14 protein-coding genes and 1 tRNA gene are annotated in these 17,515 nt (G+C 52.2%); 7 read left to right on the forward strand and 8 right to left on the reverse strand.

Annotation, left to right across the window (positions count from 1 at the left end; genetic code table 11):
- The first annotated feature begins 17 nt into the window (after positions 1-17).
- From ACFQ0F_RS10220 to ahpF, 5 genes are all read left to right on the forward strand, one after another.
- Positions 18-1,010 (forward strand): uroporphyrinogen-III C-methyltransferase, encoded by a 993-nt coding sequence (locus ACFQ0F_RS10220; RefSeq protein ID WP_379071781.1) that lies wholly within the window; start codon positions 18-20, stop codon positions 1,008-1,010.
- 2 nt (positions 1,011-1,012) lie between these two features.
- Positions 1,013-1,315 (forward strand): hypothetical protein, encoded by a 303-nt coding sequence (locus ACFQ0F_RS10225; protein ID WP_340675798.1) that lies wholly within the window; start codon positions 1,013-1,015, stop codon positions 1,313-1,315.
- Between the two features lie 45 nt (positions 1,316-1,360).
- Positions 1,361-1,436: transfer RNA gene (locus ACFQ0F_RS10230), tRNA-Phe, on the forward strand.
- 257 nt (positions 1,437-1,693) lie between these two features.
- Entirely contained in the window at positions 1,694-2,260 is a 567-nt protein-coding gene (gene ahpC, locus ACFQ0F_RS10235; protein WP_340675797.1) for an alkyl hydroperoxide reductase subunit C, read from the forward strand.
- An 83-nt stretch (positions 2,261-2,343) separates the two neighbouring features.
- Positions 2,344-3,894 carry an alkyl hydroperoxide reductase subunit F gene (ahpF, locus tag ACFQ0F_RS10240; protein WP_340675796.1) on the forward strand — a complete coding sequence of 517 codons (1,551 nt, stop codon included), beginning with the start codon at positions 2,344-2,346 and terminating at the stop codon, positions 3,892-3,894.
- 76 nt (positions 3,895-3,970) lie between these two features.
- Here the strand turns inward: ahpF and ACFQ0F_RS10245 are convergent, their stop codons facing one another.
- Positions 3,971-5,245 carry an MFS transporter gene (locus ACFQ0F_RS10245; RefSeq protein ID WP_340675795.1) on the reverse strand — a complete coding sequence of 425 codons (1,275 nt, stop codon included), beginning with the start codon at positions 5,243-5,245 and terminating at the stop codon, positions 3,971-3,973.
- Between the two features lie 67 nt (positions 5,246-5,312).
- Between ACFQ0F_RS10245 and ACFQ0F_RS10250 the strand changes: the two genes are divergently transcribed.
- Complete coding sequence (locus ACFQ0F_RS10250; protein WP_340675794.1) at positions 5,313-6,263, forward strand: DMT family transporter; 951 nt, start codon at positions 5,313-5,315, stop codon at positions 6,261-6,263.
- Positions 6,264-6,287: 24 nt separating this feature from the next.
- On the opposite strand, the gene efp is transcribed toward ACFQ0F_RS10250, so the two are convergent.
- Entirely contained in the window at positions 6,288-6,854 is a 567-nt protein-coding gene (efp, locus tag ACFQ0F_RS10255) for an elongation factor P (RefSeq protein WP_340675793.1), read from the reverse strand.
- Positions 6,851-8,026, reverse strand: coding sequence for an elongation factor P maturation arginine rhamnosyltransferase EarP (earP, locus tag ACFQ0F_RS10260; protein WP_379071788.1), 1,176 nt, complete (start codon positions 8,024-8,026; stop codon positions 6,851-6,853). Before earP ends, efp begins: the two co-directional genes overlap by 4 nt.
- 95 nt (positions 8,027-8,121) lie before the next feature.
- On the opposite strand from earP, the gene ACFQ0F_RS10265 reads away from it, so the two are divergent.
- Positions 8,122-8,679: a hypothetical protein gene (locus ACFQ0F_RS10265; RefSeq protein ID WP_340675791.1), complete on the forward strand. Its 558-nt coding sequence runs from the start codon at positions 8,122-8,124 to the stop codon at positions 8,677-8,679.
- 31 nt (positions 8,680-8,710) lie between these two features.
- Here ACFQ0F_RS10265 and ACFQ0F_RS10270 read toward each other — a convergent pair whose 3' ends face one another.
- From ACFQ0F_RS10270 to ACFQ0F_RS10290, 5 genes are all read right to left on the reverse strand, one after another.
- Positions 8,711-8,992 carry a hypothetical protein gene (locus tag ACFQ0F_RS10270; RefSeq protein WP_340675790.1) on the reverse strand — a complete coding sequence of 94 codons (282 nt, stop codon included), beginning with the start codon at positions 8,990-8,992 and terminating at the stop codon, positions 8,711-8,713.
- Between the two features lie 121 nt (positions 8,993-9,113).
- The gene (locus ACFQ0F_RS10275) at positions 9,114-11,351 is read right to left on the reverse strand and encodes a nitric-oxide reductase large subunit (RefSeq protein WP_379071792.1); all 2,238 of its coding nucleotides are present in this window, start codon (positions 11,349-11,351) and stop codon (positions 9,114-9,116) included.
- A 151-nt stretch (positions 11,352-11,502) separates the two neighbouring features.
- Positions 11,503-13,047, reverse strand: coding sequence for a long-chain-fatty-acid--CoA ligase (locus ACFQ0F_RS10280; protein WP_379071795.1), 1,545 nt, complete (start codon positions 13,045-13,047; stop codon positions 11,503-11,505).
- A gap of 71 nt (positions 13,048-13,118) precedes the next feature.
- Positions 13,119-15,164: a pilus assembly protein TadG-related protein gene (locus ACFQ0F_RS10285; protein WP_379071798.1), complete on the reverse strand. Its 2,046-nt coding sequence runs from the start codon at positions 15,162-15,164 to the stop codon at positions 13,119-13,121.
- Between the two features lie 160 nt (positions 15,165-15,324).
- Positions 15,325-17,478, reverse strand: a complete 2,154-nt coding sequence (locus tag ACFQ0F_RS10290) for an acetyl-CoA hydrolase/transferase C-terminal domain-containing protein (RefSeq protein WP_379071801.1) — start codon at positions 17,476-17,478, stop codon at positions 15,325-15,327.
- Between the last annotated feature and the right edge of the window lie 37 nt (positions 17,479-17,515).

A 17,515-nucleotide genomic window follows, 5' to 3' on the forward strand; every position in this document is an offset into this window, starting at 1 on the left:
ACTACAAGGATTTCGTCATGGCAGCACCCACAAGCCGTCAACCACTGGTGACATCGGTTGCGATCAAGCGACCCTTAAGCCTGGGCTTTAAAATTGTGCTGTTATTTCTCATGCTGCTGACCATCGCTTCCGGCATCATGGCGTGGCATAGCGAGCAGGAGCATAAGCGTGCGCGCAGTAGCTTACGCGTCGCCGATACTGCATTAACACGAGTCAGTGGCGAGCTTGAAGCCATGAGCCTGCGTGAGTCTTTGCGCGACGCACAGCTGAAGCAGCAGCAAGTTGCCATCCAAAGCTTACTGGCCGATGGCCCGGCTTTGCGCCAACGCTGGCTGATTGACCGTATTGATGCTGCGGTGACGGTGGCCGAACAAGCCTTAGTGTTACGCCAAGATGCGCTAGGAGCACGCCGAGCTTTGGCCGCTGCCGATGCCTTGCTAAATGAGCAGCGCATCGAAAATCTTGAGCCGCTGCATCGTGCTTTGCAGCAAGACATCAGCACCTTGTCGGCTATTGAGCCGGTTGATGCTAGCGCGGTGTATTTACGTTTGTCTGCCCTGCAAGCGGCCGTTGAGAAACTCACGGTGAGCAAGCACGAGGCGGTGAAAGCGCAGGCACAGGTCGCAAATAAGAAAAGCGCAGGTGCTGAGAGTCTTTGGCAGCAGGGCTTAGATAAGTTCCGTGAGCTTATTGTTGTGCGTCGCCATGATGTAGCGCTCGAACCCATGCTCGATGACACGCGCTTGAGCTTGTTACGTGGCCAACTCGATGCGCAAATTCTGCAAGCTCAGGTGGCCCTGCTGCGTGGCGACAGTGTGCTGTATCGCGCCGCCCTAGAGTCGGCTAGCCATCGCATTCAGTCGCGCCTAGCTGCGCTGTCCGCTAAGCAAACCGAGCCCTTGCTGGATGAGCTTGCAGATTTACAAGCCCAGCCGGTGATGCTCGATGCGCCAGCCTTAGTTAGCCGTGCGGCTTTGAGTGCATTACCGACTCTGGGCGGGGAGCGTTAATTATGCGTGCTCTTTCTTGGCTGTGCTTAATGACGATTTTGCTAGCGCTAGGTTTTGCGGCCTTTAGCAAAGACCCGGGCTATGTCTTGATTAGTTGGGGCAAGACATCGATAGAGTTGAGCTTGGTGTTAGCAGTATTTATTGCTGTGGTTTGGGTGTGGATAGTTGCACGCTTGGTCAGCCTTGAGTTGTGGCTGCGTAGCGCGTCATCGCGCTTGCCGAAGCGCTTGTCGAGCAAAAAAGCAGCAGATAAGCCAATAGTTGCACCCGCAACGACAAAAAACTGGACGCCAAGCTCGCGATAGGCTTGACGCTAGCCTCCGTCGCGGCTTTAATACGCCCCTCGCGTGGGCCGGATAGCTCAGTTGGTAGAGCAGCGGATTGAAAATCCGCGTGTCGGCGGTTCGATTCCGCCTCCGGCCACCATTTATACCCTACAAAAAGCCTCAACCTCGGTTGGGGCTTTTTGTTTTCTAGCGTTTCAATAATAGGCAGTGTGTAGGCACTTCTCTCATCCAGATATAGTCAAAAACTATCAAAATACATCAGACAATCAATTTAACTTTATGGCCGACCTTGGCTATCATACTCGTGCAGGAATGACCTGAACCCAATGGCCGACTCGATTGACCGCTGTTATTGGTCCAATACGAACTGGCCGAGTAAGACCAAGGAGCTTATAAATGACTAACCTGATCAACACCAAAGTACTGCCATTCAGCGCAACTGCTTACCATAATGGCGACTTCGTTCCAGTGACCGAAGCCAACTTAACTGGCAAATGGTCCGTCGTCTTTTTCTATCCAGCCGACTTCACCTTCGTTTGCCCAACTGAACTGGGCGATTTGGCTGACAACTATGCCGAATTCCAAAAAATGGGCGTAGAAATTTACGGCGTATCGACCGACACGCATTTCACGCACAAAGCATGGCACGACACATCCGACACCATCAAAAAAGTGCAGTACCCATTAGTTGGTGACCCAACAGGCCGCATCAGCCGCAACTTCCACGTCATGATCGAAGAAGATGGCATGGCTAACCGTGGCACATTCGTGATCAACCCAGAAGGCGAAATCAAGCTATTCGAAGTGCACGATAATGGCATCGGCCGTGATGCCAGCGAACTGCTGCGCAAAGTTAAAGCCGCACAATACGTTGCTTCACACCCAGGCGAAGTTTGCCCAGCAAAATGGAAAGAAGGCGCTGCAACATTGAAGCCTTCGCTAGACCTAGTCGGCAAAATTTAAGCCGACTCGTAGTACCGCAACACAAGCTTCGGGGCCACAAGCCCCGGAGTTCTCGCAAACATCTGTAACCAGGCAGACCCATCATGTTAGATGAAGAACTGAAAGCCCAATTAGCTGGATATTTGCAGCGCCTTGTTAGCCCCATTGAGCTGATTGCTAGCCTTGATGAGCGTAGCGAGTCAAAAGACTTGCTGGCATTGCTGCACGATATCGCCGCGCTAAGCCCGCATATTTCTGTGCGCGATGATGGCGGCGATGAGCGTCGACCATCGTTTGCGGTAAATTTGCAGGGTGGTGAATCTGGCGTGCGATTTGCCGGCATTCCTTTGGGCCATGAGTTCACATCGTTGGTTCTGGCCTTGTTGCAGGTTAGTGGTTATGCGCCGAAAGTCAGCGATGACGTGTTGGCGCAAATTCGTGAATTACCTGCTGGCTTGCACTTCGAGACCTTTATCTCGCTGAGCTGCCACAACTGCCCAGATGTGGTGCAGGCATTGAACCTGATGTCGGTGGTCAATCCCGGCATTTCGCACACCATGGTTGATGGCGCGCTGTTTCAAGACGAAGTTGAGCGCAAGCAAATCATGTCGGTGCCTAGCGTGCATCTCAACGGCGAGGCTTTTGGCCAAGGCCGCATGACTTTGGAAGAAATTCTAGCCAAGGTCGATACCAACTCCAGTGCGCGCGATGCCGAAAAGCTCAATGCGAAAGCACCATACGATGTGTTGATTGTTGGTGGCGGCCCTGCCGGCGCCGCGGCAGCGATTTATGCCGCACGCAAGGGTGTAAGCACCGGTGTAGTGGCTGAGCGCTTCGGTGGTCAAGTGCTCGACACCATGGGCATTGAGAACTTTATTTCGGTCAGTCGCACCGAGGGCCCGAAACTCGTTGCAGCGCTAGAGCAACACGTCAGTGACTACGATGTGGATGTGATGAATGCCCAGCGCGCTACAGCTTTGAGCCGTGGCGATATGGTTGAAATTACACTGGCCAATGGCGCGGTGCTGAAATCGAAAACTGTGATATTGGCCACCGGCGCGCGCTGGCGCGAAATCAATGTGCCCGGCGAGCAAGAGTATCGCGGCCGTGGCGTGGCTTATTGCCCACACTGCGATGGCCCGTTGTTTAAAGGCAAAAAAGTTGCGGTCATTGGCGGAGGTAACTCGGGCGTAGAAGCGGCAATCGACCTTGCTGGTATCGTCGTGCACGTAACGCTGATCGAGTTCGACAGCGAATTACGAGCAGATGCTGTGCTGCAGAAAAAACTGCGAAGCATGAGCAATGTCACCATCATCACCTCCGCCTTGACCACTGAAGTTTTGGGCAATGGCGAGAAGATGACTGGCCTGACTTACAAAAGTCGTATCGATGACAGCGCGCATGAGCTCACGATCGATGGCGTCTTTGTGCAAATCGGCCTGCTACCTAACACCGATTGGCTAAAAGGTAGTGTGGCATTAAGCTCGCGTGGTGAGATTGAAGTCGATGTGAAAGGCCAGACTTCGGTGCCGGGCGTGTTTGCCGCAGGCGACGTGACGACATCGCCGTATAAGCAAATCATCATTGCTATGGGTGAAGGTTCGAAGGCTGCCTTGTCGGCATTTGATCACTTGATTCGTAGCTCGGTGAGCTAAGCGGTTTTAGCCCGCTCGCCCAGACCAAACAAAAACGGCGCCAAATCAGGCGCCGTTTTTTATGATTCAACGATTGTTAATCTTCGCGATATTGAGTTTCTGGTGTCTTGCTCAATGCAAATAATGACAGCCCTGCCGCTACCGCCATATAGCCGCCAACAGCCGCGATGCCAAACTCAGTGGCGAGCCAAGTTGCTGCATATGGCGCTAATGACGCACCGAATATCCCCGCTAAGTTGAATGTCAGCGAAGCGCCGGTGTAGCGCACGCTGGTGGGAAATAACTCCGACAGCATCGTGCCCAATGGTCCGTAGCCCAAGCCCATGATGCTCAAGCCAAGGATCAAGAATAATAAGCAGGCCATCGGGTCGTTAGCGACAAATAGTGGCTCGAAAGCGAGGCCGAAGATCATCGTTAAAGCGGCTACGACCATCAATGTTATGCGGCGGCCATAGCGATCGGCGAGCACAGCGGAGAGTGGGATGGTGAGCGCAAAAAACACCATGCTGATCATTTGCAGCTGGAGGAATGTCTCGCGGGAATAGCCTAGGCTCGATGTGCCCCAGCTCAGTGCGAACACGGTCATCAGATAGAACACGACAAACACGGTGAGTGCGATAACGGTGCCGAGTACGAGCGTGCGGCTATGTTCGCGAAATAGCGTAAACATAGGTACTTCAACGCGCTCATTACGCTCGATAGCTTTTGCAAAAGACGGTGTTTCAGTAATACGTAAACGCACATAAAGGCCGATAAACACTAATAAGCTGCTAGCGATGAAGGGGATGCGCCAGCCCCAAGTGGTGAAATCTTCGTTACTTAAAAAATGCGTGAGCGCGAGGAAGGTGCCGCTGGAGAGTAGGAAGCCTAAGGGCGCGCCAAGTTGTGGAAACATGCCAAACCAAGCGCGTTTTCCAGGCGGTGCGTTTTCAGTGGCGAGCAATACTGCACCTCCCCACTCACCGCCTAAACCTAAGCCTTGACCGAAACGGCAGAGCGCGAGCAAAGCTGGAGCCAGCACACCAATTTGCGCATAAGTTGGCAAAAAGCCGATAGCTACCGTCGATAAACCCATAGTGAGCAAGGCTGCCACTAGCGTAGCTTTGCGACCGACTCTATCGCCAAAATGGCCAAATACCGCCGAGCCTAGTGGTCGTGCAAAAAATGCCACGGCGAAGGTCGCCAGCGATTGCAGCATGGCCGTGGTGGGATCGGCATTGGGAAAAAATAGCGCAGGGAAAACCAGCACCGCCGCTGTGGCGTATATATAAAAGTCGAAAAACTCGATGGTAGTGCCAATTAAGCTGGCAAATAGCACGCGGCCAGCGGAGTTTGCGCGAGGTTGTGTCATGGGGTTGCCTATGCAGATGCGCTAAGATGACGCGCATTAAAACGCATTTCACCTAAGGAACGCGACTATGGCGCTATCTGCACAAGTAAAAGCCGATGGATTGTTGCTTATCACCACTTTATTGGCGGCAGTGAGCTGGATGTTTTCGGTCGAAGCCATCGCCCTGATGCCACCACTGCTCTTTATGGCCTGCCGCTTTCTCATAGCTGGTTTGCTGCTAGCGGCATTTGGCTGGCATGAGCTACGCCATCTGCAGGCTCAGCAATGGCTGCGTGGCGCGCGCGTGGGGTTGGTGTTCGCCATTGGCATGAGTTGTTGGATCATGGGTCTGCAATCTGGCGTGCATGTCGGCGAAGGTGCGTTTCTGACCAGTCTTGGCGTGGTCTTAGTACCGGTCATGGCCTGGCTTATTTTTGACGAAGCAGCGCCGCGTAGCACTTGGATTTCGCTGCCGATAGCCTGTGCCGGCTTGGCGTTATTGTTCTTACAGCATGAGCTTAGTGTTGCGCAGGGCCAAGTATGGTTCATCGTTGCAGCCGTTATCTTCGCGCTGTTTTTTATTCTCAATACGCGTGCATCTAATAGCCAAGCGCAGACCGACAAAGCTAAGCACAAAGAAAGAGTGCCGCCGCTAGCGCTAACAGCGATCGTGTTGACCACGGTCGGGGTTGTGACCTGCGTATTCTCGGCGATGCTAGAGCCTTGGCTGCCGACGTGGGAGGCGCGCTCAGGCGCAATGCTAGGTTGGGTGTTAGCAAGTGCTGTGATTGGTTCAGCGATGCGCTTCTTGGTGCAAACCTATGCGCAGAGCTTGTCGAATCACAGCCATGGCGTGGTGATTATGGTCATCGAGCCAGTATGGACAGCGCTGTTAGCGATGGCGTGGCTAGGCGAAACCATGACTGCGTGGCAATTAGTAGGTTGTAGTTTGATCTTGATGGCGCTGCTGATTAGTCGCGCTGGGCCGGTTGGCTATAGGCTGCTAAAAGCGGTGATACGCCCTGGCACACCCGGTTAGGTATGCCAGAGGCTTCACAGAGGCTTAGCCTTTGGCGCGGGACTTGAACGATGCATCGCGAGTATCGATTTCGATTTTCTCGCCGGTCTCGATGAATGAGGCCACTTGCAGTTCAAAGCCGTTGTTGAGCTTTGCGGTTTTCATCACTTTGCCTGAGGTATCGCCACGGGCAGATGGTTCGGTGTAAGCAACTTCACGCACGATAGTGGTAGGCAGCTCGACCGAAATAGCTTTCTCGTTGTAGAAAACTACCTTGCAGATGTCATCCATGCCGTCTTCGATGAAGTTCATCACGTCGCCCAAGTTGTCTTTTTCAACTTCGTACTGGTTGAACTCTTCGTCCATGAAGATATACATGGGGTCGGCAAAGTAGGAGTACGTGGCATTTTTCTGCTCGAGAATGACTTGGTCAAATTTGTCATCGGCTTTGTAGACTGACTCTTGGCCTTGGCCAGTGAGCAGGTTTTTCATTTTCATTTTGACTACAGCCGAGCTACGACCCGACTTGTTGTATTCAGATTTCAAAACGATCATTGGTTGGCCGCTAATGTTGATCACATTGCCGGCGCGGAATTCCATCGCTGTTTTCATAAAGGCTTATCCGGGTGGGGTTTCTCGGGCGGAGATTCTACCTTATTTGCGTAAAAACGCATCAGTTGTGTGGCGAGATCGGGCTGCTGCATCAAGTGCTTGCGCCAACACTGCATCATTTCGCGCAATGGCTTGAGTTCGGCCAAAAGCTCGTGGATATGTTCCGGGCTGAGCTCGTTGCGCACCCAGGCCCATTGCGCGCTGAGCCAGGCGCTTTGTGCTGTGTGATTGGGCGCTGAAGCTTCTGGGCTTTCGGCAGCGCTCATAGCTTCAATACGCTCTAGCCACGCCGCCAATTTAGTTTCGTGTGCCAGCTCATCTTGCGGGTAAATATGCCAAAGCAGTGGCTTAGCTGCCCATTGCGCACGAATAAACGAGTCTTCTCCGCGAATGATATTGAGGTCGCAGGCCGCTAGTAGTTGGTCATAGTCTGTGTGCACGAGCATGGGCAAGGCGTAAAGCGTACTGGCGCCGTGTTGCACGCAGCTGCCAATAGTTAGCGGCTCTGGCAATAATTTATTGATGGCGCTGAGCGCTTTGCCGGCACAAATCATCAGCTCCGTTTTGCTCTCGTGCAGAGCCTCAAGCAAGGCGCTAACTGAGTCGGTTTCGTAGCAAAATAATGATAATCGAGGCGTATCTGTTGTGGGCTGAGCTAGGCCTATTCGCTGCCAAAAGTTGAAGGCTTGCGCAGGATCATCGAGTCGCTGCAAAAGATCCGTTTCGCGCAGTAAGCCTCCGCTGCGAGGCGTGAAGCCGGGAAACCAAAAGGTGGTGCTAGCGCCGTTAGGCTGCGGCGAACTCAGGCCATGACAGTCTTCGATCCAAGATTCTGCGCTGAGATAATCGAGGTTTATCCAGATGTTTTTTGCCGTGAGCTGCGTGCGATAGTTGGCGGGGAGCGTGCAGGCAAAACCTTCAATGACCAACTCCGCCGGCACTAGCGCTAAGGCTTCGTGGCTATTCCAGCGCATCAATGTGAGGTCATCGAGCGGCTGCACAGCGAGCTCGGGATCGATACGTGAATCTAGCTGCTGGAAAGCCGCTAAGTCATCCACTAGAAGTACGACCTGCGCGCCATGCTCAGCGCTGAGTTGCCGCGCCAAACGCCAGCACACGCCAAGATCGCCAAAGTTGTCGATAACGCTGCAAAAAATATGGGCTGTGGGCACTAAAAGGTCCGAATCAAGAATTGAGCTAGTAGCGTATGAGTATACTCAATTGGTAATTCCAAGTTTTTGATACAGCTCAGCTGTAGAGGCTAAAAATGAATCAACCAAAGCATCAAGTGCTGATCAAATTTGTGGTGCTGTGCGTGGTTCTAGTGACGTACTTCGGCTATTTGTCTTATGAGTATGGCCTGCTAACAGGCGGTGTTGCCTCACTGATTACATGGAGCTTCTTCGTGCTCTGCACTCCAGTTGCGGATGCAGGCTTTTTGCTAGATTTCCCGCTGCGAGTACTATTTGGTATTCGGATGGTTTTCTCAGAGCTGGTGGTGTGGGGGATTGCTATAGGTATTAATGCAGTGGCAATGCTGCACTACCCCCAGTTTTATGACACTACGTTTATCACCCGACTTATGAGCGTTATTCTCATAAATCCATACCCGTATTGGAGTGTAATTATCCTGTCGGGCATAGGTACATTTTTGTCGATTCGTTTTGGTGATGAGCTAATGGATGTGTTTCATCATAAAAATCGAGCATTTTATTTACGCCATCACTTTAAGCATGAGCTAGTGCTTATCGTTTTCTATCTCGGCGTGATTTTTGGCTACTATAAAATCCTTGAGAAATTGGGTATTTCACTAGCCGGAGTGTAGATGTAGCAACTAATTGATTTCAGCCTCTAGCTTAATCGCCAGCAAGCATTATTAAGCCGGCAGCAATCAAAGCAGCTGCTCCCACCAAGAAAGACATCGGGAACTTACAGCGGAGTGGGAGCCTTAGTTGCAAATAAAGATCAAAAATAAAAGTTGATACATAAACGGCCGCCCCAATTCGATTGCCAACGAATAATGGCGAAAAAGATGCCATCACTGCGATGAACGCAATCAGCATAAAAACTAAATATCGCCTCTTAACAACTGGATTTGTTTCTGCCGAAAAATACCACTGATCCAATTTCGTTAGCATTGCCGGGCCGCTCCATAGCTGTGCGGCCTAGTATGCCAAAGATCCCAGCGCGCGATGATAAAGCAGATATGAGCAAGCTCGTGTCTAAGTAAAACTCAAACACGAGCTTGCTCAGCCCCTATTATTTGCTGCGTTTGGGCAACCATAAGCTGAAGACAAACCAGCAAATCAGCAGGCCACCAGCAGCAAATATAATGTCACCGGGCATGCGCATCCAGACCAATAAATGCACCAATGGTTGGTCCATAAACTCGGCAGAGCGTGCGAACCAATAGCCATTTTCAAGCACAGCGTTGAGTTGCATTAGGCCCAGTGGCAGCAGGGTTAATAAGCCCATCAAGGCGAGGCCGATATTGAGCGACCAGAACGCGCCACGCAGGGTGTTGTCGGACCAAACCGCATCGGGCTTCATGCCGCGTAGGCAGAACATCATTAGGCCGATGCCGAGCATGCCATACACGCCAAACAGCGCGGTGTGGCCATGCAGTGCGGTGAGGTTTAGGCCCTGCATATAGTAGAGCGCGATGGGCGTGTTGATGAGGAAGCCAAAGAGGCCGGCGCCGACTAAGTTCCAGAACGATACCGCGAGGAAGAACAAAATCGGCCAGCGATAGCTCGCCATCCACGGCGTGGCGCGGCCATTTCTATAGGTGCCATAAGCTTCTATGCCGATGAGCGCGAGTGGCACCACTTCCAGCGCCGAGAATGAGGCGCCAAGCGCAAGCACGGCGGTTGGCGTGCCGCTCCAGTACAGATGATGGAAGGTGCCGAGCACGCCGCCGGCCATAAACACGATGGTGGCGAAGAGCACATTAATGGTGGCGCTTTTTGCTCGCACCAAGCCTAAGCGGACGAATAAGAAGCTGATCACAGCTACTGCAAAGACTTCAAAGAAGCCCTCTACCCAAAGGTGCACCACCCACCAGCGCCAATATTCGACCATGACGATATGGGTTTTCTCCCCCCACATCAGGCCGGCACCATAAAACAGGCCGATGGATACGGTGGATAAAAACAGTAGGCCAACGATGGAGGCCATGTCGTCTTTGCGGCGCATGGCGGGCCAGAGTGAGCGCCCGACTAAGACTAACCAGAGCATTAGTCCGACAAACAAAAACGCCTGCCAGAAGCGGCCAATATCAGTGTATTCCCAGCCTTGATGGCCGAACCAGAAGTTATATTTCAGGCCCATTTTCTGCATGACGGCAAACCATTGGCCAGTAAATGCGCCGACAACAATGATCAGCAAGCAGACAAAAAGGAAGTTAACGCCAAAGCGTTGGTATTTCGGTTCATGGCCAGATACGGCAGGCGCAATGTAGAGGCCTGTAGCCAGCCATGCCGTGGCAATCCATAAAATAGCGAGCTGGGTGTGCCAGCTTCGAGTCAGCGAATACGGCAGGTATTGCGAGATATCTAAGCCGTAAAAATCCTTCTCGACTTGGAAATGCGCGGTAATTGCACCGAGCAAAATCTGCACGATAAATAGCACAACGACTAACCAAAAGTACTTCGCTGTCGCACGCATGGATGGCGTGATGACGATGTTCAGCAAGGGGTCTTTGGTTGGCGGTGTCAGCGGCTTTTCTTGACTGGCATAAACGGCGTAATGCCAGGCCAATAAGGCAATGCCGGCGATCATGAACAGCACGCTAAACAATGACCAAATCAGTGTGCCTGGCGTTGGCGTGTTGCCCACTAGCGGCTCGTATGGCCAGTTATTAGTGAAGCTGGATTTGCTATCTGGGCGCTGAGTCACCGCTGCCCATGAGGTCCAAAAGAAGAATCCGCTGAGTTGGCGGCGATGCTCTTGAGTATCGACGCTGCCATCTTTCATGGCATAGGTTTCGCGCAGTGCGGCCGTCGCAGGATCATCGCTAAATAGGCTTTCGTAGTGCGTAATCAGGCCTTTAATAACCGTTGCGCGATCATCCGAAACGGTCAGCGTTTTGCTGGCAGCGTCGTAGCGGTTGGGTCGTAGTTCTTCTTGGACTTGCGCTTGCAGAGCGAGCTGCTGAGCGAGTGGGAGCATGGCGTAGTCCATGGCATAGGTTTGCTGCGACCAAAGCGTTAGCAGACCTTCGGCCTCGCGATGCAGCCAGTCGGCGCTCCAATCTGGCGCAATGAGTGCGCCATGGCCCCAGATCGAACCGACCTGCATGCCACCGATGCTTTGCCAGACTTGCCGGCCAGTCTCTAAATCATCAAGGGTGTAAATGGTTTCGCCAGATGTCGAGATGACGCGATCAGGCAATGGCGGCGCGACGCGATAAATCTCGTTGCCCATGAGCAAAAGCACACTAAACGTGCTTGCTAATAGCAGTGCCAGCCCAAGCCAAAGTCGTTTGGTGGTGGACATGCGCAGTTCTCCAAGTCTTAACCAAAATGGTTAAGGTAGTTTCACGCAAGTCGCTTTAGTTTTTATTGATCTGGATCAATATGCGCTTCGATAGTTACTGGCAGCAATGAGCCCTGCTAATAAATAAACCTAGCTCGGTATGGGCGATTGCTTAACCCACGCCGCGCTGATGATTATCCCAAAATGGCTTTCTCAGGTCGCGCTTAAGCACTTTGCCGGCACCAGAGAGTGGCAGCGCTTCGATAAACGACAGGCTGCGCGGGCATTTATATTTGGCAATTCGTTCGGCGCAATGCGCGCTGAGCGCTTCAGTAGTCAGCGCCGCGCCAGCTTTCAGCACAACTACCGCATGTACGGTCTCGCCCCAGGTCTCAGATGGCACGCCAATAACGGCGCAATTAGCCACGGCGGCGTGTTGCGCGATGGCGTTTTCGACTTCCGCCGAATAGACATTTTCGCCGCCAGTAACAATCATATCTTTTATGCGATCTACGACGAAAACATAGCCATCGTCGTCCATATAAGCGCCATCGCCAGTATGCATCCAGCCGTTTTTTAGCGCTTCGGCGGTGGCTTCGGGTCGATTCCAATAGCCGAGCATGACGTGAGGGCCGCGCACTACTACCTCGCCAACCTGCCCGCGCGGCAGCTCTTGGTCGTTTTCATCGACAATACGCACGTCGGCACACAGGCCTGCCCGCCCAGCAGAGCGCATTTTGCTCTCGACAAGATGATCTTGCGGCAGTAATAGCGTTGCCAATGGCGCCAGCTCAGTCATGCCATAGGCTTGCAGCAGCCCGGCATTAGGCAGCAAAGCCATCGCGCGCTTCAGCAAGGACTCGCTAATTGGCGAGGCGCCGTAAAGCAGTATTTGCAGATGACTTAAATCAAAGTCGCCAGCCTGTGGATGATCGACCAGCATCTGAATCATGGTCGGCACCAAAATGGTTTCCGTTACAGATTCATCTTGCAGGGTTCTTAGTACAGCGAGTGGTTCAAAGCTGGGCAGCATGACATGGGTGCTGCCATGGGTGAGCATGGCATTGAGTAGAGCAAAATCGGCCAGATGGAACATCGGAGCGGCGTGTAGGCCAATGCAACCTGGCTTGGCGATGCCGCTGGCAGCTAGCGCCAACGCAACTGAGCTTAGGTTGATGTGCGAAAGCATCACGCCCTTGGGGAAGCCAGTGGTGCCGCCGGTATAGAAGATGCCGGCGAGATCGTTGCCGTGGCGATAAGTATCGGCTACGGGTTCGGAGCTAGCGATTAGATCTTCATAGCCGAGCATGCCTTCTGGCGTTTCGTGTTCGCCGGTGTAAATCACGACTTTCAGGCTGTTCGCGCGTTGGCGAAGCTCAGGCACCATGCCGGTGAATTGGTCATCGACCAATAAGATGGCGGTGTTGCAATCATCGAGCGAGAAGGCGACTTCGTTGGCGCTCCAGCGCGTATTGACGGGATTGATTACGCCACCACCCCAAGGCACGGCCATGAAGTATTCGAGATAGCGATCGGAGTTGAGGCTGAGCAAGGCCACCGGTTCGCCAACGCTCATGCCAAGCCCTTGCAGTGCGCCCGCCAGGCGCGCCACGCGATCGCCAAACATGCGATAACTCTGGCGACGGTCGCGATAAATGGTGGCAATAGCATCTGGGCGTTGTTGTAGCGTGCGGTGCAGTGCTTGCGTCAATGACATGGTTTTTTCCGACTAGCCTAGGTATGCCCGAGACTAGCCAGATTAGAAAATTAAGGCATTAGCCTTAAGTCTTAGATCACCAACTCAGGGCTGCCACAACTGATGGAGTCTAGCGAGACATCGCTACGGCCAAGATCAAGACCAACAAGGCCGCTTAACAAGTTCGAGACTAGGTTGCCAACGCCGTTTAAAATCACTTTAAGTAGCTCAATAACCGGATTGAGAACTGCGCCAACCAGTGGCTTTACAACGTCGCCGAGTAAGCCGCCGAGCAGTGCTTCCAGAAAGCCGGGCTTGGCATCGGTTTGTAGCGAAGAAATTAGCTTCGTTCTCGTGCATGCCGGACTGTAGCGAAAAAAGCCTTCGTAGCAGCCAGTGTTAACACTGTTACGCCATTGCGAGAGCATGTTGCCGGTGAAGATGAATGCAGGCCTATCCCAGTTCACACCATCATTGCTTAGTCGATTTTGAAGTCTATTAAGGTCGCTGGAGTTGAAATTACCACCACCACCTGTTGGTTGCAGCTCCGGTAACGCTAAGTAGGTATCGGCAATTTGAGTCGCTTGCGCGTTAGTCAGTGGCTCTGATGCAAAGTCACTATTACCGAGTAAGTCGAGTACTTCGGAAATAAGGTCAGATACTAAACTGCCAATTTTTAAATTATTGATGCCGGTAGTTTTAGTTTGCCCAACCTCTAGTGTTATGTATTCCGGGTCCGATGGCAGCACAGGTAGCTCTACTTTCCCCCCAACCAAGTTAATGCCGAGTAAACGTACAAAAGTTTCATTTTGTAGTGCGGTCGCACATACCTCTTTGGTGGACCACAATGATGAAGACGGTATTTTGCCAATGCAGGCATTGGCAACTGCGCTATCCACACGAATGACGGCTGTGCGAGGTGATGTATCGCAATTGATCTCATCAACAGTGGCTACAGCCTGAATCGTGTCAATGGTTATTGGTAGCTTAATCGTCGTGCCCAGTAGCTGCAAAATGCCAGTGAGGCCTTTATTAGTGTCTACATCGACATGAATACGCACCTGAGCATTATTCGCTTTTGTGCCTACGCTACCAATTCCTATGCTTTGCGGCTCAATCACTCGCACGCCAACATCTAGGCCAGTTAAAATATCGTTGCCGCCAAGGCTAATATTTACGCCATTGGACTTTGTTGCCACGCCGACGGTGGCGGTGAGAAGACTAAGAGCATCTACACTGACATCTAGAGCTGATTTACCTGACACGCCAGCGGTTTCAATGAGTGCGAAGAGCCCCGTGGTATCGTTGATCGTTGGGTCTGTGCCTAATTGCACTTTTAAGTCGCTTAGGCCTAGCTGTGCCTCGAGTGCACTCAGTAACTCGACGTTAGCGCCTAATAGTCCATCTTGCCCGGCCACTGTGACGATGGCGTCGAGTATGGGGCCGACCCCTAGCTTATTTACAGCAAGTAGCTCGTTTAAATCACCTACTGAAATATCAGCAGACACTGGAATTCCCAGTGCTTTTAATAGGCCAGAAGGTGTGATTTTAACGTCAGCTAGACCGCCGTAAGATGCGACAACTGTATTGTCTAAGTTCACTCCAACTAACTTCAGCAAAGACATTATGGGTGCTGAAGGGTTGGTAGTTAGTAGTTTAGAGCCGATACGAAAAGCTACAGTCGGTGCAGAGTTAATTGCGGTTGCACTAGCACTGAGATTGATAATGTTGCCGAATATGCCACCGACAATTAGGCTAGCAGGCACTTTTTTTCTGGCGGTAATTTGTACGCCATCGGTACTGCCGGTACTGCCATCGGGATTGAATACTCGTATGCTATTTTCAGCTACGCTAATGCTGCCGCAGCTTGCAATGATCGTTTGTTTATCATCGATGTTGAAGTTGTTACGAGTTGCAGCAGTGACGGCGTAAGCCTGCGCATTGCCACTTGCGCAGCCGCGGCGCGAGGCCACCTCTAGTGCGGCGACATCAGCAATGCGTTGTAGGTTACGCTTTTCGACATAAAGTCGGCCCGTATCTACTGCCAGCGATAGGCACAAAACAGCCAGCAGCATAAAGCCAGCAGTCATGATTAGTGCTGCGCCCTGTTCCTTTTGGGCATGGCTACGGTGATGCATGTCCAGTGCTCGTCACTTAGCGATAGATGGCAGATTATAAGTGACAAGCTGTATATATTTATGCCGCCTTTGCATATCTCCTACAATTGCAAATCTTTGTAGGGCCTGTGTTACAGCGCTTACTACGTTATGCCAATATCACGGCACTGACTCGATAGTCTTAGTCTGTTAATGCCTCGACCAGTAACATTTGCGCTACTTTATCTTCCATGCTTTCTGGCTTAACTAAGTCCATGCGCTCGAGTAGCGGCTTCAAATTAGAGTCGATGCGGCTAGAATTAAAGCTCAGCAACCCGAGTAGCAGGCGCCATTTTGGTGTGCTCGATACGCGCTTCCTCATGGCTTTGAGTGCAGCACCTAAACGTATTTCGTCGTCGGTTAAATCGCTGCCTAAAGGGAATGCGGGGAAGCGTTTAGCTTGGCGGTGCGAGCTAAGCTTTTGCTCTAGTGCGGCAGGAAAGTTATGTCGACGTGTTTCGGGGATGACATAGCTGGCCTCAATTTTGCCATTGGCTTTAGCTTCGGCCAGCAATGCTTCCTGAAAGCGTGAGTCGGTAATATTGAGTAAAGCTTTGATGACGTCGGCGTCGGATTTTGAGCGCAATTCGGCGATACCGTATTCGGTAATCACGATGTCACGCAGGTGGCGCGGGATGGTGATGTGGCCGTAGTTCATCACGATATTACTGCTCGGATTGGCACCATCGCGCACGGCGCGCACCATGAGAATGCTGCGGCCGGTGGGTAGTTGATGTGCCATAGCGACGAAGTTGTATTGGCCACCAACGCCGCTGATCACGCGGCCATCAGCGAGGCCATCGGAAACTAATGCGCCAGAGAGCGTGGCCATGATGCCGGTATTCATAAAGCGAGCATGGATGCGCTGGGCTTTATACAGGCGCGGATTGAGATCGAGCTGATTGACCTTGTTGACGCCGGTCATGCAGATGCGCGAATTTTCTTCGGGCGTCATGTCGTGGATGGCTTGGTACATGCTGCGTGGGCCAAGGAAGAAGCCGCCATGCAGCACGATGCCGTTTTTCAGTGCGGAGCCTAAGCATTGCTCGCCCATGACCACGCGCGAGCTTGGCTCGGCGACATTGGCGATCACACGAGTGCCATCGGGCGCGATGAGATAGCCGTTATCGTAGCGAGTGGCGTCATTGAAGAAGCCGTGTTGCTGCAGGCGTTGAAAATCTTGCGTACGGATCACGCGCACGCCGAGCGATTCCAGTGCATCAAGCGCGTCTGCTGTGATGTTCTGAGGGTCAATGCGGTCATCATTGACCAGCTGCTGCAAGGCCCAGAAATCATAGACTTCACGACGTAAAATGCCGGCCTGCATCAGATGCAAAAAGCCGTCGACAAACATTTCAGTGGCGCCGTACAAGCCTTTTTCAAAGATACTTTGGCCGCCAACATGCTCGATTAAGTCGCCATAGTTGTGCGTTGCGCCAATATCATTCAGCGCTTGTCGATACACCTGATTGGCTTGATGGCGCAGTTGCGTGGCATAAACAATGGCGTCGCCAAGTGCGCCAATGCCGATTTGCAGTGTGCCGCCATCTTTGATCAAGCTGCTGGCATATAGGCCGATGCAGTAGTCGGGCGTGGTCACTGGCTGTTTAGGCGTCGAGAACAGCTCGGTGTAATAAACCGAGTCGTCGATAATGATGTCGAAAGTCGATGCTGGCACTTCTGCGTCGTGCGTCATAAACGGTAAGCGGGTGTTTACTAGGCCAACGACCACATGTGGGCGGCCGCTTTCTTCTAGCAACTCGAGTAATTCAGGGCCGGTGTCAGGGTTGCAGCTCAATGAGTAGCGCGCATTGGCACCTTCACCTACGCGACTAATGGCCTGCATAGTGACGTTGCAGCCATTATTGAAAACGTCGCGAGCAGCGTGAGAGTAATTACTGTTGATGTAATGCTGCTGCGCGTGGATATTGTTTAACAAGCTACCGGGCTTGAAGAAAAACTCAGAAACAGTGACGTTTGCGGGCAATTTATTTTGCCGCAGTGCACGCATATAACTGAGCTCTGGCACGCCGGCAAACACACGATTTAAAAACGGCGCCATAAACTTGGCTTCAAGGCCTTTGCCCGGCGAAGGAATTTCCAGTGAAAGCGCGGTGAGAATAGTTAGTGACAAGCTCGGGTCGGATACGGCGCGATCATAAAGCGCATTAATCAGCTCTGTTGGTTTGCCTAAGCCAAGAGGCATACCCACGATGAGTTGCTTGCCTACGGCGGCAATAATGGAGTCAACGGCTGTATTCACTTGCGCTAAAAACTGGGTATTCCTTACCTGCATTTTGATCCCTCTTTTTATTGTTGCGACTAGCGCCAAA

The organism is Paraperlucidibaca wandonensis (genome assembly GCF_042677145.1).
Classification (GTDB): domain Bacteria; phylum Pseudomonadota; class Gammaproteobacteria; order Pseudomonadales; family Moraxellaceae; genus Perlucidibaca; species Perlucidibaca wandonensis.

Coding starts and splice junctions, on each gene's coding strand:
- ACFQ0F_RS10220 (WP_379071781.1), top strand. CDS start 18: ATGGCAGCACCCACAAGCCGTCAACCACTGGTGACATCGGTTGCGATC.
- ACFQ0F_RS10225 (WP_340675798.1), top strand. CDS start 1,013: ATGCGTGCTCTTTCTTGGCTGTGCTTAATGACGATTTTGCTAGCGCTA.
- ahpC (WP_340675797.1), top strand. CDS start 1,694: ATGACTAACCTGATCAACACCAAAGTACTGCCATTCAGCGCAACTGCT.
- ahpF (WP_340675796.1), top strand. CDS start 2,344: ATGTTAGATGAAGAACTGAAAGCCCAATTAGCTGGATATTTGCAGCGC.
- ACFQ0F_RS10245 (WP_340675795.1), bottom strand. CDS start 5,245: ATGACACAACCTCGCGCAAACTCCGCTGGCCGCGTGCTATTTGCCAGC.
- ACFQ0F_RS10250 (WP_340675794.1), top strand. CDS start 5,313: ATGGCGCTATCTGCACAAGTAAAAGCCGATGGATTGTTGCTTATCACC.
- efp (WP_340675793.1), bottom strand. CDS start 6,854: ATGAAAACAGCGATGGAATTCCGCGCCGGCAATGTGATCAACATTAGC.
- ACFQ0F_RS10265 (WP_340675791.1), top strand. CDS start 8,122: ATGAATCAACCAAAGCATCAAGTGCTGATCAAATTTGTGGTGCTGTGC.
- ACFQ0F_RS10270 (WP_340675790.1), bottom strand. CDS start 8,992: ATGCTAACGAAATTGGATCAGTGGTATTTTTCGGCAGAAACAAATCCA.
- ACFQ0F_RS10275 (WP_379071792.1), bottom strand. CDS start 11,351: ATGTCCACCACCAAACGACTTTGGCTTGGGCTGGCACTGCTATTAGCA.
- ACFQ0F_RS10280 (WP_379071795.1), bottom strand. CDS start 13,047: ATGTCATTGACGCAAGCACTGCACCGCACGCTACAACAACGCCCAGAT.
- ACFQ0F_RS10285 (WP_379071798.1), bottom strand. CDS start 15,164: ATGCATCACCGTAGCCATGCCCAAAAGGAACAGGGCGCAGCACTAATC.
- ACFQ0F_RS10290 (WP_379071801.1), bottom strand. CDS start 17,478: ATGCAGGTAAGGAATACCCAGTTTTTAGCGCAAGTGAATACAGCCGTT.